This window comes from Frankia sp. CpI1-P (assembly GCF_001421075.1).
Lineage (GTDB): Bacteria > Actinomycetota > Actinomycetes > Frankiales > Frankiaceae > Frankia > Frankia torreyi.
This window is the reverse complement of record NZ_LJJX01000009.1, coordinates 38227-56924: the sequence shown is the minus strand read 5'-3', so window position 1 is coordinate 56924 and position 18698 is coordinate 38227. Positions and strand designations below refer to the sequence as shown.

Genomic DNA, 18698 nt, shown 5'->3' with positions numbered 1-18698 from the left:
NGGCAGAATCTGCTCTACGACGCGACCCGGCGGTTTGAGTTCATCCTGATGGAGTCGGTCCTCGGTAACCGTTTCGCGCCGCCGGAGTACATGATCGCACAGATCAAGCGGATTGCCGCGGTGGCGGAGCTGGACAACGTCACGGTACGGATCGTGCCGAGCTCGGCCGAGCTGGAGTACCCGCACGTGCAGGGATTCACGATTCTGGATGACAGCCTGGTCGTGGTGGAGACGCTGGAAGCCACGGGATTCAGCCATCCGGACCAGGTCCGGATCTACGCGAAGATCTTCGAGGAGTATGCGGCGCTGACCGCGCCCGATCTCGACGAGATTCTCGCGGGGTACACGCGCAGCTACGCTGAACTCCTCGCGCCCCGCCGCCCCGCCACCGGCACCGGCACCGGCACCGCGATCGACCCCGGCGCCGCGAGCGCCGCCGCCGCCGCGCCGGCCGAACCCGCCCTGGGGGGGGAACTCAACCCACCGCCGGAAACAGCCGCTCCAGGATGATCGCGACCCCGTCCTCGTCGTTCGACGCGGTGACCTCGTCGGCGGCGGCGAGGACGTCCGGATGGGCGTTGGCAACGGCGACCGAGTACCCGGCCCAGGCGAACATCGGCAGGTCGTTCGGCATGTCGCCGAAGGCGATGACGTCGCGGGCGGTCATCCCCCGCTCGGCGGCGAGCTCCGCCAGTGCCACGGCCTTGGACACCCCCGGCCCGGCGATCTCCACCAGGTCCACGCTCGACGTGGTGACGACGGCGTCCGTTCCGGCGAGCTCGACGATCACGTCGTACACCTCGGTGAACGGCTGACCACCCCGCCGAACCAGCAGCTTCGTCGCCGGCAGGGCCAGCAGCAGCTCGGGGAACGCCGCGACCAGTTCCTCGGGATCCGGCCACATCGTCTCGAAGGCCGGTTCCCGGCCGAACCGGACGCCGCTCTCCACGGCGAACACGGCGTCCGGCACCGCGGCGCGGATGGCACGGGCCAACCGCAGCGCCGTGGCCTGCTCGAGAAACCGGTGGCTGACCGGAACGCCTGAATCCAGGTCGAACACGAGCGCCCCGTTCGCGCAGATGGCGAGGCCGGAGGCCGACGTCTGCGCCACGACACCCGCCATCACCCGGCTCGGCCGCCCGGTGACGAACACGACGGTCGCGCCGGACCGCTCCACCCGCCGCAGGGCCGCGCGGGTGCGTGCCGAGACGGTGCCGTCGCTACGGATCAGCGTCCCGTCCAGATCCGTGGCGACGAGGGCAGGCGGGAACACAGTGACCCAGTCAACCAGCAACGCGCCGCACAGTCGGCGCAATCCGCCAGCATCGTGCCTGGCCGGGAGGCGGTGCCGGCGCGCTGCGCCCACCTCCGACAGTGGTCGTCGGTGTCCGCGACCGGTGGCGATGTTCGGTGGGGCGGCCGACGGCGCGGTGACAGGTAGCATGCCGAACATGGTTCCTGCCGATCGGCCCGGGTCGCCGCCGTCCGGGCGTCTCTCCCGACCCGGTGCGGACGGCGATCCGCACCGTCCCGTCGGGGCCGCCGGCGATCCCGACGCGACGATCGGCAGCACGCCCACCGCCGTCGGCGCGAATACAGCCAGCGGAAAGACATTCGACGAACTCTTCGCCGAGGTCGCCGACAAATGGCAGCGCCGGGCGCCCGGCTCCGGTACGGTCGCCGCCCTCGACAAGGGCGTTCATCATCTCGGTAAGAAACTCGTCGAGGAGGCCGCCGAGGCCTGGATGGCGGCCGAGTACGAAGGCCGCGAGAGGGCGGCCGAGGAGATCTCCCAGTTGCTGTACTGGAGTCAGCTCCTCATGATTTCCCTGGGTCTTTCCCTGGACGACGTATACTCCCACCTGTGATCACGCCCCTGTCCTTTCCTGTAGACGCTGAGTAGTGACGATGCTTCGTATTGCGGTTCCTAACAAGGGGTCGCTGTCCGCGGCCTCCAGCCAGTTGCTCGCCGACGCCGGCTACAACGCCCGGCGCGAGTCCGCGGAGCTGGTCATCACCGATGTCGAGAACGACATCGAGTTCTTCTTTCTGCGCCCGCGCGACATCGCCGTGTACGTCGGTTCGGGCCGCCTCGATCTCGGCATCACCGGTCGCGACCTGCTCCTCGACAGCAACGCCGCCGCGGCGGAGCTGCTACCGCTCGGCTACGCGCACGCCACCTTCCGCTACGCCGCCCCGGAGGGCACGCTCGCGGACGTGGCGGAGCTGCAGGGCCGGCGGATCGCCACGTCGTTCCCGGCGTTGGTGCGGGCGGATCTGGCCGGCCGCGGTATCACCCCGGCGAGCATCGTGACCCTCGACGGCGCGGTGGAGACGGCGGTGCGGCTCGGGGTCGCGGACGCGGTGGCCGACGTGGTCGAGACCGGCCGCACGCTGCGGGCCGCCGGGCTGGAGCTGCTCGGCGAGCCGGTCCTGCGGTCCGAAGCGATCATTATCGCCAAGCGGGGGGNGGAGCTGTCCACGGCGCACGAGCGGCTGCTGCGCCGTGTGCAGGGCGTCCTTGTCGCGCGGCGATACGTGATGATGGACTACGACGTGCCGAGCGCGGTGCTGGAGAAGGCGTGTGACATCACGCCCGGCTACGAATCGCCGACGATCTCTCCGCTGCAGCGGGAGGACTGGGTCGCCGTGCGGGCGATGGTGCCCCGCGCGGAGGTCAACCGGACGATGGACGACCTGTGGGATCTGGGCGCCCGCGGGATCCTGGTCTCCGGCATCCAGGCCTGCCGGCTGTAACACCGCCGCCGGGACCGGTCACCCGGTGGCCTGGGGCCTTGAGTCCGGGTGACCGGGTGGGTCAGCGGCGGCTGCCGAGGATCAGCGACATGCCCTCACTGCGCGTCGCCGTGCTGAGGAACTGGCCGCGCACCGCCGAGGTCACCGTCGTGGCCCCCGGCTTGCGCACCCCTCGCATCGACATGCACAGGTGCTCTGCCTCGACGANGACCATCACGCCCCGCGGTTCCAGGACGTCGACGAGGGCGTCGGCGACCTGGGAGGTCAGCCGCTCCTGGACCTGCGGCCGGCGAGCGTAGAGATCGACCAGCCGCGCCAGCTTGGACAGGCCGGTGATCTGGCCCCGGTCGTTCGGGATGTACGCGACGTGCGCCCGGCCGGAGAACACCACCAGGTGGTGCTCGCACAGCGACGAGAAATCGATGTCGCGGACCAGCACCATCTCGTCGTGACCCTCGTCGAAGACGGTGGTCAGCACCTCGGACGGTTCCCGCCCCAGACCCTCCACCGCCTCCCGGTAGGCCCGGGCGACCCGGTCCGGCGTCTTGCGCAGGCCCTCCCGGTCCGGGTCCTCACCGATCCCGATGAGCAGCTCGCGCACGGCACGCGCCACCCGATCGTGATCGAAGGGGCGCACCTGCTGCGGTCTGCGCCGATCCCGGATCGGCGAGGCCGGGGGAGCCGCCGTGGCGGTGGTCGTGCTGATGCCGAGGGCGCTGGGGTCGGGAACGCCGAAGCCATCCGATGCGGTGCCGTTCACCTCTGGCGACGCGCCGGAGCCCACCCGCTCATCCGTGAACACCTCGGGGGAATCGGACGTCAACGGCGTCTCCTGTCGTCGTNGTTCGGCCAGCTCGGCGGGGCCCACGGGTTGGCGATGCGCGGCCCCTCGGGCGGGCCCTCGCCACCGGTCGGAGCCGGTGAACCCGGCCCCTGCGGATAGCCTGGCCCCTGCGGATAACCCTGACCCTGGGGGTAACCGTGCCCACCCGGGCCGCCATTCCCGTTTCCGCCGGGACCGACCGGGTTACCGTGTCCGGCCGGATCCGCCCCGGGTGCACTCGGCGCACCGTTGCCCGGGCGACCGGTTGCCCCGTTGCCGTGACCGGGGTCCTTCACCAGGTCGGCGACGCCGGTGGGGACCAGCCCCAGCTCGGCCGGGGTCTGTACCGGCGGGCGATCCGAGGGGATGCGCCGACCGACGCCGGTGTAGATGCCGCGCACCGGTCGCTTCTGCACGGTCGCGAAGACCTCGGCGACGTCGTCCTTGCTCAGCGTCTCGGTGTCCATCAGCCGCAGCACGAGGTTGTCGAGGACGTCGCGGTAGGTGACCAGGATCTCCCACGCCTCGTCGTGCGCCGCCTCGATGAGCCGGCGGACCTCGACGTCGATCTCGCTGGCGACCTCCTCGGAGTAGTCGCGCTGGTGCCCGACCTCCTTGCCGAGGAAGACCTCGNTGTTCTCGGTGCCGAACTTGATCGCGCCGAGCTTGTCGCTCATCCCGTACTGGGTGATCATCGCCCGGGAGATCTGCGTCGCCTTCTCGATGTCGTCGCTGGCGCCCGTGGTGGGGTCGTGGAACACCAGTTCCTCGGCGGTGCGGCCGCCGAGGAGCACGGCGAGCCGGTCCAGCATCTCCGAACGGGTCGACAGGTACTTGTCCTCCAGCGGGAGCTGCATCGTGTAGCCGAGTGCGCGGCCCCGGGGCAGGATCGTGACCTTGTGCACCGGGTCGGAGTTCGGCAATGCGTGCGCGACGAGGGCATGGCCGCCCTCGTGGTAGGCGATGCGCTTCTTCTCCTTGTCGCTCATCGCCCGGGTCTTGCGCTCCGGCCCGGCCATCACCCGGTCGATCGACTCCTCCAGCAGCGCCGAGGAGATGAACTTGAGGTTGGACCGGGCGGCCAGCAGGGCGGCCTCGTTGAGCACGTTCGCCAGGTCCGCGCCGGTGAAGCCCGGGGTGCGCCGGGCGATAACCATCAGGTCGGCGTCCGGACCGATCGGCTTGCCCTTGGCGTGCACCCGCAGGATGGCCTCGCGGCCGAGCAGGTCCGGCCGGTCGACGACGATCTGGCGGTCGAAGCGGCCGGGCCGCAGCAGGGCCGGGTCGAGGATGTCGGGCCGGTTCGTCGCCGCGATGAGGATGACGCCGCCCTTGACGTCGAACCCGTCCATCTCGACGAGAAGCTGGTTGAGGGTCTGCTCGCGCTCGTCGTGGCCACCGCCGAGCCCGGCCCCGCGGTGGCGGCCGACGGCGTCGATCTCGTCGACGAAGATGATCGCCGGCGCGTTCGCTTTGGCCTGCTCGAACAGGTCCCGGACCCGGCTGGCGCCGACACCGACGAACATCTCGACGAAGTCGGAACCCGAGATCGAGTAGAACGGCACGCCCGCCTCGCCGGCGACGGCCCGGGCCAGCAGGGTCTTGCCGGTGCCCGGCGGCCCGTAGAGCAGGACGCCCTTGGGGATCTTCGCGCCGATCGCCTGGAACTTGCTCGGGTTCTCCAGGAACTCCTTGATCTCCTGGAGCTCCTCGATCGCCTCGTCCGCGCCGGCCACGTCGGAGAACGTCGTCTTCGGCGTGTCCTTGCTCACCAGCTTGGCCTTGGACTTACCGAAGTTCATGACCCGGTTGCCGCCGCCCTGCATCTGGTTCATGAAGAAGAACAGCAGCAGGACCACGAGCAGCACGGGNAGCAGGTTGAGCAGGAGGGAGACCAGGATGTTTCCGCGATCGACGGAGACGTCGTAGGCGACGCGCTTGTTCCGCAGCTCGTTGGCCAGAACGACACCCTGTTCGGTGACATAGGACGACTCGAACTTCCGGCCGTCCTTCGTCTGGATCTGGATGAGCTGCTTGGAGTCCTCGATCTTGGCTTTCGTCACCTGGCCTTCGTCGATCTGCTGCTGGACGAAGTTCAGGTCTCGCTTGCCGTACTCACTGGGACCCGAGAGGACACCCGTCGTGAGAATGATCACGAACAGGACCAGGAGCAGCAGTGGCACCCAGCCGCGGAAGATTCTTCTTGGAGTCATCTGTCTGGAGCGCCGGACACGAGCGCTCCACCCTCCTGACGTGTGTGCTGCCCTCGATCGGGATTCCCTTGTGCCGAGGGTACCGCCGGTGCGCGCATCTCACCGCGCGTACATCCGACCAACGGACCGGCGGGCCGCACTGTTCCGGGCCGGACGATCCGGTGCCGCACGGGGGNGCGCCCCGCGGCGCCGGGGCCGTGCGGCCGCGTCGGCTGGCTCAGGCCGGGGCCCCGCGCTCGATCGCCGCGGGCGTCAGGGTGCCGACAAAGGGGAGCGTGCGGTAGTACTCGGAGTAATCAAGGCCGTACCCGACGACGAAGGCGCTGGGAATGTCAAACCCGACGTACCGGACGTCGACGTCGACCGTGATCGCTTCCGGTTTACGGAACAGGGCCAGCACCTCCAGCGAGGCGGGCCCGCGCGAGCGCAGGTTCTTCAGCAGCCACGACAGGGTCAACCCGGAGTCGATGATGTCCTCGACGACGAGCACGTCGCGGCCCTCGATCGAGCGGTCCAGGTCCTTGAGGATGCGCACCACCCCGGAGGAGGAGGTCGACGAGCCGTACGACGACACCGCCATGAACTCCATGGTCAGCGGCACGGCGAGGGCCCGGGAGAGATCCGCCATCACCATCACGGCGCCCTTGAGCACGCCGACCAGGAGGATCTCCCGGCCGGCGTAGTCGGCATCGACACGGGCCGCAAGCTCCGCGATCTTCGCGGCGATCTCGTCGGCGGTGACGAGAACCTCGTCGATGTCGGGATGCGTGGCGGCCGCCGGCGGGCCCTCGTGGGGGCTGCCGGCATCGGGCGTCGTCGTCGCGGCCTGGCTCACCTGATCGTCCTCCTCGAAATACGCCGCTGCGGCGAGATCCGGCCCGCGGCCGGCGGGTCCGGCGGGTGGCCACGGCGGAGCCACCGGTCCGGAGAGTGTGATCCGGTCCGCCCAGCGCCGGGCGAGGACACCGCCCGGCAGTGGCACGGGCTTCTGGCCGCGCCACCGCGTCACCAGTTCCTCCACCGCCCAGACATGCTCGGCGCGCAACGCCGACGCCGAGGCGCCGACGTCGAGGGCGGCCCGGCGCAGCACCCGCCCGCGGATCGCGGCGGGAAGGGCGGCGAGGGTCGCCACCGCGAAGCCGACCTCGCCGCCGGCCGGACCCGGGCCCGCAGCGGGGATCGGACCGGTCCTCGGGCCCGCGGGCGGGCCGCCGGGGGCGGTGACGGCCGTGGCGTAGGCGTCGGCGGCGGTCGCGTCCAGCGCGTCCGCGTCGGCCCGCAGCAACTCGGCCCCGCGGGCCAGCGACTCCGCGATGCCCGGCCCGAGCTCGGCCTCCAGCAGCGGCAGAACCCGGTGGCGCACCCGCGCCCGGGCGAACGCCGGGTCCTGGTTGGTCGGATCGTCCCAGACCGACAGCCGCTCGGCGAGGCAGGCGGCCCGGGTCTGCGCGCGGCGCAGGCCCAACAGGGGGCGGCGCAGCAGGCCGTCGCGCGGGCGCATTCCGCCGAGCGAGCGGGCCCCCGAGCCCCGCGCGAGCCGTAGCAGCACCGTCTCGGCCTGGTCGTCCAGGGTGTGACCGATCAGTACGGCCCGGGCGCCCAACCGGGCCGCCGCAGCCAGCAGCGCGCCGCGGCGGGCATCGCGCGCGGCGCCCTCCGAGCGCGGTGCGTGCGCAGTGAGCACCTCCACGGGGCGCAGCCCGAGGGCCTCCCCAAGCTCGGCGACGCCGTGCGCGCGCTCGGTCGAGGTGGGATCCCAGCCGTGATCAACCACCAGCAGACCGGCCCGCAGGGCCCGGCGGGGGGCAACGAAAGCGAGCGCCGCGGCGAGCGACATCGAGTCCGGCCCGCCGGAGCAGGCAACCAGCACCAGCTCGCCCGGGTCGAGATCGGCGACCGCGTTGCGGACCGCGAACCGGACCGCGGCCACCGCGGGATCCGGCGCCCGACCGGGCCGCGTCGTCCGCGCCGTCGGGTCGAGTGGGCCGCCTGCCGCCCCGTCCACCGGCCCGGCCGCCTCACCGTAGTGATCACCGCCGGTGGCGGATCGGGTCACCGCGTGGGCCGGTGGCCGGCCGCGCCGGTGAGCGCCCCGCGGACCACGGCCGTCACGCCGAGATCGACGGGCGACTGCCCAGGACGCGCTGCATCCATGCGGTGGGATCGGCCAGCTCTGCGCGGGTCGGCAGCGTCGTCGGCGACTCCCAGACGGTGTTGAAGCCCCGCACCCCGGCCTCGGCGACGACGGCCCGCACGAAGGCGCCGCCCTGGCGGTACTGCTGGAGCTTGAGATCCAGCCCGAGCAGGCGGCGGATGAACCGGTCGAGCGGCGACCCGCCGTCGCGGCGGCCCTCGAACTTCGACCGGATGTCGGCGACGGTGGGAACCACCCTGGGCCCCACGGCATCCATCACCTGGTCCGCGTGGCCCTCCAGCAACGTCATGATCGCCTGCAGCCGGTCGAGCACCGCCCGCTGGGCCGGGGTCTGGAGCGCCTCCACCACGCTCGGACTGTCGGCGCCGCGGTCGAACACGGCCCCGCGCACCGCGGCCACCGCCGAGCGGACCCGGTCCGCGAGGACGTCCGGATCGAGATCGGTGGCCTCGATGAACGCGGTGATCTCGGACTCGAGGTGGGACCGCAGCCACGGCACGGCGGTGAACTGGGTCCGATGGGTCTGCTCGTGCAGGCAGACCCACATCCGGAAGTCACGCGGCACGACGCCCATCGTGGCCTCGGCGTGGGCGATGTTCGGGGCGACCAGGCTCAGCCGGCCGACCGCGTCCGGCGTGGCCGGCCCATCGGGGCCGGCGAGGTACTCCTCGGGTGGCAGGAACACCTCGTACTGGCCCAGCACCTTGCCGGCGAGGTAGGCCAGCGCCGTGCCGAGCTGGATACCGGTGACCCGCCGGCCGACGGCCGTGGAGAAGGTGCCGCGCTGCTGGTCGGACAGCTTGCCGAGCAGCGGGGTGGTGAGCACTCGCAGGCCGGCGACGTTGGAACGAACCCATTCGGGCCGGTCGACCACGTTGATGGGGGTGATGGCACCGGCAGGGGCGAGGTGGGTGTAGTCCTCCACGTGCCGCTCGGCCTCCACCGCGAGGCGGCGGAGCTCGGCGACGACCTCGCCGGCCTGCTCCCGGGTGATCTGTGGGCCGGGGCGGACCAGCCTCCTCGCCGTCGTCACGGCGAGTTCCCAGTCGACCAGCTCGGCGTCCACGAATCCGAGCGTACCGGGCCGGCCCGCGCTCTGCTCCCGCGTCGCCCTCACCCTCGCCCTCGCCCACGCCCTCACCGACGCCCTCACCGCGGCGTGGCGCGGCGCCGGCCGGGCCGTGACGGGTCGTTTCCGGGATCGCCGCAGGCTCAGCGGGCCGGGCCGGTCGGCGCGGCGCGTGCGACCGGTACCAGCGCGGGGCAGCCGCAGCCGGCGAGCGCCGCCGCGACCCGGTCGAGCGCGGCCTTGGTGNCGCCCCCCTCCTCCGCCGGGGACAGGAAGGCGAACAGCAACAGCCGCCCATCGGCGTCGACGAGCTGGCCGGCGAGGCTGCTGACGTTGCGCAGTGTGCCGGTCTTGGCCCGGACGTCACCCGCGCCCGGCGCCGTGTCCGTGGTGGCGTATCGGTCGTTCAGGGTGCCGGAGAAACCGGCCACCGGTAGCCCGGTCAGCACGGTGCGCAGGGCGGGTCGGGTGGGCAGGACCGCCGCTCTCAGCAGCGCCACCAGGGTGGCGGGCGCGATCAGATCGGTGGTGGACAGGCCGCTGACATCGTTGAGGGCCATCCCCGCGGTGGGGATGCCGAGTTCGGTGACCGTGTCGGTCACGGCCCTCGCGGCCCCGGCGAACGAGGCCGGCAGGCCGCGCCGCCGGGCGACCAGCCGGCCCAGGCTCTCCGCCAGGTCGTTGTCCGACTCGGTGAGCATGCGTTCGACGAGTACCCGCACCGGCGGGCTGTCCACCGCGGCGACGCGGGTCGCCCCCGCCTCGGCGCTCCCGGTGCCGACCGCGCCGACCGGGATCCCGGCGGCCACCAGCGCCCCGGCGAACGCCGCCGTCGCCGCCACCGCGGGGGCGGGATTGCGCGGGCCCTTGGCGCCGGGGGCGGAGCGACCCGCGTCGAGTTCCAGCGCGGAGACCGGCGTGACGTCGCCGTCGGTCACGTAGTTGTCACGCCATCCCGGCGCCCGGTCGGGGCCGACGAACAACGACCCGTCGCCGACCACCCGGGACACCGAGGTAATGCCGGCCGCCCGGACCTGGGCGACGAGATCGGAGAGCCGGGCGAAGGCCGGGTAGCCGCCGGTCTCGGACGACGCGGTCAGCGTCGGGTCGCCGCCCCCCACGAGCCACAGCGTGCCGCCGGGCGCTTGGCCGGCGGCCCCCGACGGTCGGCCGTCCGGCGGTTTGTAGAGCACCGACGTGCGCAACCGGGTATCCGGGAACGTGACGAGCGCCGCCGTGGCGACCGCGGTCTTGAGCGTCGACGCCGGCACGGCCGGTGTGCGGGCGCGGTTGTCCAGCAGCACGCGACCGGTCAACCCGTCGACGACCAAGGCGGCGGGCCCGGCGAGGACGGGGTCGCCGAGCGGCCCGGCAAGGCGGGCGCCGACCGACGCGGGCTGGGGCGTGGGCGCGGCCGGGTCCAGACCCGCGAGGACCGCGGCCCCCGCCCGGGCCGACCCGGCGACCGGCGGTACGGGGCGATCGGCGGCGGGACTGGCGGACAGGGAGCCGGCGAGAAGGGCGCCGACGAGGGCGGTGAGCGCCCCTGTCCGAGCGACCGGCGCGGCTGACGTCACCCCCGGACACTACGCAAGACGGGTGGGCCACGCCGACGGCGCCGCAGCCCCGGCAGGTGAGGGCCCCGGCAGGTGAGGGTCCCCGGCAGGTGAGGGTCCCCGGCAGGTGTCGGCCCGCGGCGGTGTGGGCCGCCGCCGAGGGGCGGATGCGCGGCGGTCCGGGCGCTGGCGCCCTCGGTGGCACGTCGCGTTCCGCTGTGTCACCGTATGCCACGAGCCGTGAGCCGGCCCGTGCCGGTCCGGATGACCAGCGGGTGGGCCTGGCCGTCCGCCCGCCGTCCAGCGAGCTTTCCGCTCGCCCGGCGGGTCGCGCTGGCCGGTGGGGGGAACATCTGCCTGCGAGGCGGGCTCCGTTCGCCGGTCGCGTCCCGTGATGGTCCGCGTCGCGGCGCCGTCCGCGGGGCCGCGGCGGTGGCGGCGGCGCCTGGGTAGTGGCGTTGCCGACCGGGTGGCTCGGGCAGGAGGTGGCTTCCGGGACACTGGGAGGGCGGCGGTCGTCGTCCGCGACACTTCGCCGCGTCCGTCGGGTGTCCGGCNCGTGGCCGCGGCGCGCGGCACCCGGCCGCGGTGCCCCGGCAGTCGCCGGAGCATGCGAGCCCCGGCATCCGCCGGAGACCGACGAGCAGTTCACACGTGGTGGCCGACCGGCGCAGACCGGGCCGGCCTGAGCATGAAGGAGACAGGGAGCGGAGTGGACCTTGAGTTCGATGTGACCATCGAGATCCCCAAGGGTCAGCGCAACAAGTACGAGATGGATCACCACACCGGGCGCATCCGGTTGGACCGGATGCTGTTCACCTCCACCCACTACCCGTCGGACTACGGGTTCATCGAGGGCACCCTCGGGCGGGACGGGGATCCGCTGGACGCGCTGGTCCTGCTGGAGGAGCCGACCTTCCCGGGCTGCCTGGTGCGGTGCCGGACGATCGGCATGTTCGAGATGACCGACGAGAAGGGCCCGGACGACAAGGTCCTGTGCGTCCCGGTCGCCGATGTCCGCCAGGAGCACCTGCGGGATCTGCGGCACCTGCCGGAGTTCGACCGGCTGGAGATCCAGCACTTCTTCGAGGTCTACAAGGACCTGGAGCCCGGCAAGTCGGTCGAGGGCGCCTCCTGGGTGGACCGCAAGGAGGCCGAGCGGGAGATTCTCGCCTCCATCAAGCGGCTGCGCGAGGCGGAGGGCGCCGGAGTGGACGGGCACGACCAGGAGGTCGAGCCCAGGTCTGCGTGATCGCCGACCGGCGCGACGGCGACGCCCCTTCATGCGCGGGCCCGCGGGCCTCGCGGATGAGGGGGCGCCCCTCGCGCCGGCCCTCCGGCGGAGCTGGCCAGCGGCGGTGGATCAGCCGTCCAGCCACGTCACGCGGAGCACCGTGATCGTGATCCAGCGATCTTCGATGGTATAGACGATGAGCCCCCAGCCATCACTGAATGTAGCTGTCCACTGGTTGTCTCGTTTGCGGTACGTGCTGTGGCCGCGCGGATCCTCTACAAGGCGCCGCAGTGCGATGTCGAGCGCCGTGCGCGCTTCGGCGGGCAGACTGTCCCGCTGATCGCGGGCGTAGTCGACCCAGCGGACCCCGTGGACGGTCATCAGGCCACATGTGGCGCTTGGGGATGGCCGGGCGGATACCAGACCTCGCCAATCACGGTCGGGTCACCGGCAGCGATGCGGCGACGGTCGGCGTCGATGCCGGCCTGGATCTCCGGGTTGGCGCAGAGCACGGCCTGGGGCCACCAGCGGTCGATGACGCGGTGCAGCGGGGCCAGGTCGAGAGTGTCGTCGGTTTCGACGGCGGCTGCGTGGAAGTCGGCTTCGAACTCGGCGCGCTGCTCGGGGTCGAGCGCCGCCCGGATCGCCGGCCCGGTGCNCTCCACCCGGTTGCGCACGCCGTACGAGGGGATCGTGACGTCCGCTGTCATGAGGCCGATTGTCGCACCCGTCGATGCCGCCCACGCCGCCTCGAGCGTGCCCGGCTGTCGCACCGCGCGGCACCGCACCGCGCCGGTCAGGGCCCGTTCGGAGGGGAGTGAGCCGGAGGCGGGGATTGAACCCGCGACCTATCGCTTACGAGGCGATTGCTCTGCCACTGAGCTACTCCGGCGATCGGCCAGGATCGCACTGGCCCGGGTCGAGTATGCCAGATGCCCGCGCGGTGCCGACCGGTGGTACTCGGCCGGCTGCGCGCCGCGCGGTGGCGCGGGCGCCGGCAGCCCGGCTCGGACTCCCGCCCGGGGCGGGCCCCCGGCCCGGAGCCGAGCCGATCTGGCGAGGTCGGGGCGCCCGAAATCGGAACGATCCGGCGATCCCACCCCACCAGGCTGTCATGGGCGCCCAAGAAGGAAGACACTGACGTGACAATCGGTTTGCGCCTAATCCAGATTTTGTCATAATTTTCGGCTCCCGGCCCGTCGAACGACGCAAACCGCTACCCCGGTTGCAGTTGTTCCGATGAGGATGCGTAGGGTTTCGCTCCATGACCGGGGCCGGGGACGCTGCACCTGCAGCGGCGACACGAGGAGCCTCGCTCCTCGTCGCTGAGGACGATGAGGCATCTCGCGTGGCACTTGCGCGCAGCCTCGAACGATTCGGCTATCGCGTGCTGGAGGCGGCGGACGGCGAAGCTGCCCTCCGGCTGTTCCAGACGACTGAGATCGATCTGGTCGTTCTGGACGTCGCGATGCCGCGAATGGACGGCTTCGCTGTGCTGAGCCGCCTGCGCCAGACGAGCGAGGTGCCGGTGATCATGCTCACCGGGCGGGCCGAGGAGGTCGACCGGGTGGTCGGCCTGGAGCTGGGCGCCGACGACTACGTCGTGAAGCCCTACTCGCTGCGGGAGCTGGTCGCGCGGGTGCGGGCCCGGCTACGCCGCCGGCCCGCCGAGCCGCCGCCCCAGCGCAGCGGGGACGGCAACGATCCGCTCGTGTACGGCGACGTGTCCATCGACCTGCGTGCCCGCGAGGTCGCCGTGGCCGGCGAGCGGATCGACCTGACCGCGCGCGAGTACGAGCTGCTGGCCTTCCTCGCGCGCCACCCTCGACGGGTGTTCAGCCGCGAGGAGCTGCTCGAGCAGGTCTGGGGCACCCGCTTCCAGGACCCTGCCACGGTCACCGAGCACGTCCGGCGGGTGCGTACCAAGGTGGAGGGTCGGCCGCCGCAGCGGCGGCTGGTGACCACCCTGCGCGGGATGGGCTACCGCTTCGACCCGTGAGCCGCGGGGAACACCGGGGCGGCGCCGGGCGGCCCGATCGAGCCACGGAAGACCGTGCCAGAGAAGATCGCTCAGGGTCGGTGGCGGTGCCGGGAGCGCCGGCGGGCATGTCCCGATTCGCCGCCTGTCTCGCTGTCGTGCTCCGACCCCTCGTGCTCTGGCCCCTCGTGCTCCGACCCCCCTTGGTCGGTGCCTCGGCGTGCTCCGCTCTCGCGGTCGGTGCCGGCCTGGTCGGTGCCGGAGGGCGTGGGGTCGGGATCCGGGTGGGGCTCGGCCCTGGGCGGGGCGTAGGCAGCCTCGTGCGCCTGCCGGGACGGGCATACGTCGGCTCGTTCGCAGGAGGTCCGCCCGCCGCCGTCGAGCACCACCACAGCCTGCTGGCGGGGCACGTCGTGCCGCACGACCCGGCCCTCTCCCTGGGGAGTGCAGGCCCGTTCTCCGACGGCGGGCACGGCCCCGGCGAACTCCTCGTACAGCGGGTGCTCGTAGCGTAGGCAGCACATCAGCCGGCCGCAGGCGCCGCTGATCCGCATCGGGTTGAGGGCCAGGTTCTGGTCGCGGGCCATGCGCAGGCTCACCGGCTCGAAATCGGTGAGGAACGTCGCGCAGCACAGGTCACGCCCACACGAGCCGATCCCGCCCTGCACCCGGGCGCTGTCCCGGGCGGACAGCTGCCGCAGCCGCACCCGCGCGGCCAGCGTCCGGTTCAGGTCGCGGACCAGCTCCCGGAAGTCGATCCGGCCCTCCGCGCTGAAGTAGATCGTGTATCCGCCGGTGTCCAGCACGTGGTCGACACCGACGATCTTCATCGGCAGGTTGTGCTCCCGCGCCAGCCGCCGCGCGGCGACCCGCGCCCGGGCGCGCCGGCGCCGGGACAGCTCCGCCCGCTGCACGTCCGCCGCCTGCGCCAGCCCCGCCAGCACGGGCAGGCCGCCGATGTCGTCGNAGATCCACTGCGGTGCCCACATGCAGGTGGCGACCTCGGGACCATCGTCGGTGGGCACGAGGACCTGATCGCCTACCCGGGGTGTGTGGACGCCCGGATCGGCGTAGTAGAGCTTGCCGCGAGGGGAAAACGCCACCGCNCACATCATCGGCATCCGGCCCGTCACCTTCCTTGGCCCGCAGGCCGGCTGGCCGGCCGTGATGATGGCCCGCGCGGGAGGCGGGCCCGGTGCGCGGCAGCGCCGGGTCGGGCGGGGCGTGCCGGAGCCGCCCGTCGGCGTGATCTGCGTCGCAGGTCACAGTATGCCGCCAGGTGCGACTTGGCTGCCCGTTTCTGCCATACCGACCCCATCGCCATCGCCATCGCCATCGCCGGCGCCGGCGCCGGCGGCAGTGCGCCGAGCGGGCGCGGGCGGCGTCAGCCGTCGCGCAGGGCGAGGGTCAGGGACTCCACTGCGAGCAGCGGGACGAGGCCCGGGTTGTCGGCGAGGGCCGCCCGGGTCGCGAGCACGGCCTCCAGCCGCCGCAGCGTCTGCTCCGGGGTCGAGGCCGCCGCGAGGCCCGCAGCCTCGGCCGCATGGTCGGCATGGATCGGGTCGACCGGCGCGCCGAGCTGCTCCGCGAGCACGTCGCGATACAGGCCGGCGAGATCGACCAGGGCCCGGTCGAGGGAGTCGAGGATGGTGCGCCGCCCGCGGCTCTTCTGAGTCCGCTCCAGCTCCTTGAGCGCCCCGGCCGCGCCCCGCACGACCATCGACCGTGCCTTTGCGCCCGCCTTCGGCGCCCGAGCGGATCTCGACTTCCCGCNGGTGGCGGTCGCACCGACGCCGAGTGCTGTCTTCAGCGCCTCCGTCTCGACCTCGTCCCGCTCGGCGTTCGCGGCCTCGGCATCGGCGTTCGCGGCGCCCACGAGGTCCGCGGCGGCGGCCAGGCAGTCCCCGACGCGCCCCAGACGGCCCGGGATGCGCAGCACCGCCGCCCGGTGCTCCCTGGCGGCCTCGTCGGTGGCGAGGCGGCGGGCCAGCGCGAGGTGCCCCTGGGAGGCCCGGGCGGCCGTCTGCGCCACCTGCTCGTCGATCCCCTCCCGCAGCAGCATGTCGCGCACGTCCGCGGCGGAGGGCAGGCGCAGCGCGACCGTCCGGCAGCGGGAACGGATGGTGGGAAGCACGTCCTCGATCGACGGCGCGCACAGGAGGAACACGGCGCGTTCCGCCGGCTCCTCCAACGCCTTGAGCAGCGCGTTCGCCGCGGCCTCGGTGAGCCGGTCGGCGTCGGTGAGCAGCAGGATCCGCCAGCGGCCGGCGGTGGGGGCGCTGGCGGCGTCCCGAACCAGGGCGCGAACGTCCTTCACTCCGAGCGAGAGCCCCTCCGGCGTGACGGTGCGCAGGTCGGTGGCGGTGTCGGTGAGCACCGTGTGGCAGCCGGCGCACTCCCCGCAGCCGGGCGGCTCCCGCTCGCAGTTCAGACCGGCGGCGAACGCGCGCGCCGCCTCCTGCCGCCCCGCGCCGGACGGGCCGGTGAACAACCACGAATGGGTCATCCCCGAGCGCGCCCCGGCCGGGCCGCCACCGCTGCCCGCGGCCGCGAGGATGCCGGGGGAGGCCGCCACCGCAGCCGCGCGCAGCGTCGCGACGACCGCCTCCTGGCCGACCAGCGTCTCCCATACCGTCACGGGGCTCATCATCCCCCGCCCGCCGCCCGGCTCAGACCCCCAGGGGCATGGCCCGGCGCTCCACCCGGCTGGCGACGACCGCGCGGATCTCGGCGTGAATCTCCTCCCGGGGGCGGTTCGCGTCGACGGTGAGGTAGCGCGTGGGCTCCTCCTGGGCCAGCCGGAGGAACCCGTCGCGCACCCGTCCGCGGTAGGCGAGCAGCTCGACTCCGGCCTCCTCGGCCGGTCCGTCGGCCGGTTCGCGCTGCGGCCCGAGCTCGGCAGGCAGGTCCAGCAGCACGGTCAGGTCGGGAACGAGGGCGTGGGTGGCCCACTGGGCCAGCACGGCCAGTTCCGCGGTATCGACCGACCGGCTCGCGCACTGGAAGGCGATCCACGAGTCGACGTAGCGGTCCGTGATGACGATGGCGCCCCGGGCGAGCGCCGGCTCGATCACCCGGCTCACGTGCTCGGCGCGGTCGGCGGCGGCGAGCAGCGCTTCGGTACGGGCGTGCAGGCGCGTCGAGGGGTCGAATAGCAGCTCCCGCAGCCTCGCGCCGATTGTCGTGCCGCCGGAACCGGAGGTCACGACGACCTCACGCCCGCTGGCGGCCAGCCAGGACCGCAGCAGCTCGACCTGGGTGGATCGCCCGGCCCCCTCGGCTCCCTCGACCGCGACGAACAGGCCGGCGTGACGCGGTCGCGTCGGCGTCGGCTTCCGGCCGCGCATCGCGTTCCACAGCTCCGGCCAGACCGCGACCCCGACCCGCTCGTCCATCTGGCGGTAGGCGAACAGCCCCACCGCCACCGCGAGCAGGCCCCCGCCGAGCAGGACGACGGTCACGCCGTCCGCCCGCACGGTGATGTCNCCCCACAGGTGGATGCCGTGCGTGCCGATCAGGCCGACGAGGGCGGGTGCCGCCGCCAGCACCACCAGCAGGTCGATGCGCACCAGCGACTGCACCAGGGCGAAGGTCCGTCCCCGCAGCTCGTCGGAGACCTCGGCCTGCAGCAGCGTGTACCCGGTCACCCAGGCGACCCCGGCGAACGCCCCCACCGCCATCACCAGGATGCAGGCGATGACCAGGTTCGGGATGATCGCGACGACCACCAGGGTGATGCCTGCGCCGGTGACGCAGACGCCGAACAGGCGGGTCCGGCTGTAGTCCCCGAGCAGCTTCGGCCCGGCCGCCATCCCACCGGCCAGCCCGATGAACACCGCTCCGAACAGAACTCCGTATGCGGAGTCACCGCCACCGAGGATCCCGACGTAGAGCCGGCCCAGGGCGATCACGCACCCGGCCCCCGCGAATCCGCCGAGGATGCCCACGACCAGCCCGCGGACCAACCGGTCTTGCCCGACGTAGCGCCAACCCTCGGTGATCGAGGCCAGAAAACCGGGCTCGGGACCGGTCTCCGGGCGGGCGGCCCGGCCGATGTCCTTGAGTCCCCAGATCACGATGGCCGAGCCGAGGAAGGTCGCCGCGTTGAAGTACAGCGCGAGATCGACGGAGGAGTCCCGGAAGAACGAGACGCTGGAGCCCAGCGTCCGCGAGATCGTCGCCAGCATGGTGAAGATGGCGGCGGCGAGTGGGGCCGTACCGTAGGTCATGATCAGGCTCAGCGTGTTCGCCGCGGCGAGCCGCTCCCGCGGGACCAGGTGCGGGACGCTGGCGTCCTTCGCCGGAGCCCAGACCAGGGTGACCGCCTCGACCAGGAACGACGCGATGAGCAGCCATTCGAGCGTGCCGATGATCGGGATCGAGACGAACAGCCCGAAGCGGATCACATCCGTGACGACCATCGTCAGCCGGCGATCCAGCCGGTCGGCGAGCGCACCGGCGAGTGGTCCGAGGATCAGGGCCGGCATCAGCCGGACGATCAGCAGCGAGCCGATCGCGTACGCCTGCCCCGAGAAGCTGTTCTGCAGCTGGGTGACCAGCGCGGTCGTGGCGAGCAGGCCCATCCAGTCGCCCAGGCTGGACAGGCTGAGCTGGATCCACATCCGGCGGAACTCGGGGATCCGCAGCACGGCGCGGATGTCGCTGTCGTCGCCGGCCGCGCTGCTTGCTCTGGGCGGCGGGGAGGGGACCGTCGTGACCGGATGCCGGCCTGGCATGCGCCCCAGCCGCAGCCGTCGGCCGCTGCCACGGCGGCGACCCGCGCCGCCGTCGCCGGCCTGCCCCTCGACGCCGCGGTCTGCGATCCCCGGCCGGTCGGCGCTCTGCTCGTCGGCCGGCCGGTCGGCGCCAGATGGGCCGCCATCACCGGGTGGGCCGCCGTCACCGGGTGGGCC

13 protein-coding genes, 1 tRNA gene and 10 pseudogenes are annotated in these 18698 nt (G+C 72.8%); 6 read left to right on the top strand and 18 right to left on the bottom strand.

The window, feature by feature from the left end; translation table 11 throughout:
- Nucleotide 1: 1 nt before the first annotated feature.
- Nucleotides 2–510 (top strand): Scr1 family TA system antitoxin-like transcriptional regulator (locus FF86_RS43390; RefSeq protein ID WP_242418395.1); only part of this gene is annotated, 509 nt, incomplete at its 5' end.
- Here the strand turns inward: FF86_RS43390 and FF86_RS08300 are convergent.
- Entirely contained in the window at nt 476–1291 is an 816-nt protein-coding gene (locus tag FF86_RS08300; protein WP_044884013.1) for an HAD family hydrolase, read from the bottom strand. The genes FF86_RS43390 and FF86_RS08300 overlap by 35 nt on opposite strands.
- 160 nt (nt 1292–1451) lie before the next feature.
- Here FF86_RS08300 and FF86_RS08295 point away from each other — a divergent pair, with 160 nt between their 5' ends.
- The 3 genes and pseudogenes from FF86_RS08295 to hisG (FF86_RS43385) all read left to right on the top strand — a co-directional run.
- A complete protein-coding gene (locus tag FF86_RS08295; RefSeq protein ID WP_242418394.1) occupies nt 1452–1868 on the top strand; it encodes a phosphoribosyl-ATP diphosphatase in 417 nt (138 codons plus the stop codon).
- Between the two features lie 40 nt (nt 1869–1908).
- Nucleotides 1909–2470: pseudogene (gene hisG, locus FF86_RS08290) on the top strand (ATP phosphoribosyltransferase); the annotation flags it as partial.
- 1 nt (nt 2471) lies between these two features.
- The coding region (gene hisG / locus FF86_RS43385; protein ID WP_396229811.1) for an ATP phosphoribosyltransferase at nt 2472–2757 on the top strand (286 nt) is incomplete at its 5' end.
- Nucleotides 2758–2818: 61 nt separating this feature from the next.
- On the opposite strand, the pseudogene FF86_RS43380 reads toward hisG (FF86_RS43385), so the two are convergent.
- From FF86_RS43380 to dacB, 9 genes and pseudogenes are all read right to left on the bottom strand, one after another.
- Nucleotides 2819–2964, bottom strand: a pseudogene (locus FF86_RS43380) (GTP cyclohydrolase I); the annotation flags it as partial.
- Nucleotide 2965: 1 nt separating this feature from the next.
- Nucleotides 2966–3421, bottom strand: a 456-nt coding sequence (folE, locus tag FF86_RS08285) for a GTP cyclohydrolase I (protein WP_242418416.1), incomplete at its 3' end; no start/stop codon positions are given.
- Nucleotides 3422–3600: 179 nt separating this feature from the next.
- Nucleotides 3601–4213, bottom strand: a pseudogene (locus FF86_RS43375) (cell division protein FtsH); the annotation flags it as partial.
- 1 nt (nt 4214) lies between these two features.
- Nucleotides 4215–5451: pseudogene (gene ftsH, locus FF86_RS43370) on the bottom strand (ATP-dependent zinc metalloprotease FtsH); the annotation flags it as partial.
- A 1-nt stretch (nt 5452) separates the two neighbouring features.
- The coding region (locus tag FF86_RS43365; protein WP_242418393.1) for an ATP-dependent metallopeptidase FtsH/Yme1/Tma family protein at nt 5453–5793 on the bottom strand (341 nt) is incomplete at its 3' end.
- 217 nt (nt 5794–6010) lie between these two features.
- Entirely contained in the window at nt 6011–7849 is a 1839-nt protein-coding gene (gene hpt, locus FF86_RS08275) for a hypoxanthine phosphoribosyltransferase (protein WP_055406971.1), read from the bottom strand.
- Nucleotides 7850–7901: 52 nt separating this feature from the next.
- Nucleotides 7902–9014 (bottom strand): zinc-dependent metalloprotease, encoded by a 1113-nt coding sequence (locus FF86_RS08270; RefSeq protein WP_044884009.1) that lies wholly within the window; start codon nt 9012–9014, stop codon nt 7902–7904.
- Nucleotides 9015–9160: 146 nt separating this feature from the next.
- A pseudogene (locus tag FF86_RS63620) lies at nt 9161–9263 on the bottom strand (hypothetical protein); the annotation flags it as partial.
- 1 nt (nt 9264) lies between these two features.
- Nucleotides 9265–10594: D-alanyl-D-alanine carboxypeptidase/D-alanyl-D-alanine-endopeptidase (dacB, locus tag FF86_RS08265; protein ID WP_242418392.1), on the bottom strand; the 1330-nt coding region annotated here is incomplete at its 3' end.
- 691 nt (nt 10595–11285) lie between these two features.
- Here dacB and FF86_RS08260 point away from each other — a divergent pair.
- Nucleotides 11286–11825 (top strand): inorganic diphosphatase, encoded by a 540-nt coding sequence (locus FF86_RS08260; RefSeq protein ID WP_044883923.1) that lies wholly within the window; start codon nt 11286–11288, stop codon nt 11823–11825.
- Between the two features lie 111 nt (nt 11826–11936).
- On the opposite strand, the gene FF86_RS08255 is transcribed toward FF86_RS08260, so the two are convergent.
- The 3 genes and pseudogenes from FF86_RS08255 to FF86_RS08245 form a co-directional block, all read right to left on the bottom strand.
- Nucleotides 11937–12188 carry a hypothetical protein gene (locus FF86_RS08255; protein ID WP_044883922.1) on the bottom strand — a complete coding sequence of 84 codons (252 nt, stop codon included), beginning with the start codon at nt 12186–12188 and terminating at the stop codon, nt 11937–11939.
- Nucleotides 12188–12465: pseudogene (locus FF86_RS43360) on the bottom strand (DUF6247 family protein); the annotation flags it as partial. The gene FF86_RS08255 and the pseudogene FF86_RS43360, both read right to left, overlap by 1 nt.
- Before the next feature lie 162 nt (nt 12466–12627).
- Nucleotides 12628–12699 (bottom strand) — tRNA-Thr (locus FF86_RS08245).
- A 372-nt stretch (nt 12700–13071) separates the two neighbouring features.
- On the opposite strand from FF86_RS08245, the gene FF86_RS08240 reads away from it, so the two are divergent.
- On the top strand, nt 13072–13806 hold the full coding sequence (locus tag FF86_RS08240) for a response regulator transcription factor (RefSeq protein WP_044883920.1): 735 nt from the start codon (nt 13072–13074) through the stop codon (nt 13804–13806).
- Nucleotides 13807–13877: 71 nt separating this feature from the next.
- Here FF86_RS08240 and FF86_RS08235 read toward each other — a convergent pair.
- The 5 genes and pseudogenes from FF86_RS08235 to FF86_RS43345 all read right to left on the bottom strand — a co-directional run.
- Nucleotides 13878–14751, bottom strand: a pseudogene (locus FF86_RS08235) (stage 0 sporulation family protein); the annotation flags it as partial.
- 418 nt (nt 14752–15169) lie between these two features.
- A pseudogene (locus FF86_RS43355) lies at nt 15170–15558 on the bottom strand (DNA polymerase III subunit delta'); the annotation flags it as partial.
- Between the two features lies 1 nt (nt 15559).
- On the bottom strand, nt 15560–16423 hold an 864-nt coding region (locus tag FF86_RS08230), incomplete at its 3' end, for a DNA polymerase III subunit delta' (RefSeq protein WP_242418391.1).
- Nucleotides 16424–16454: 31 nt separating this feature from the next.
- Nucleotides 16455–17270, bottom strand: a pseudogene (gene tmk / locus FF86_RS43350) (dTMP kinase); the annotation flags it as partial.
- Between the two features lies 1 nt (nt 17271).
- Nucleotides 17272–18698: pseudogene (locus FF86_RS43345) on the bottom strand (MFS transporter); the annotation flags it as partial.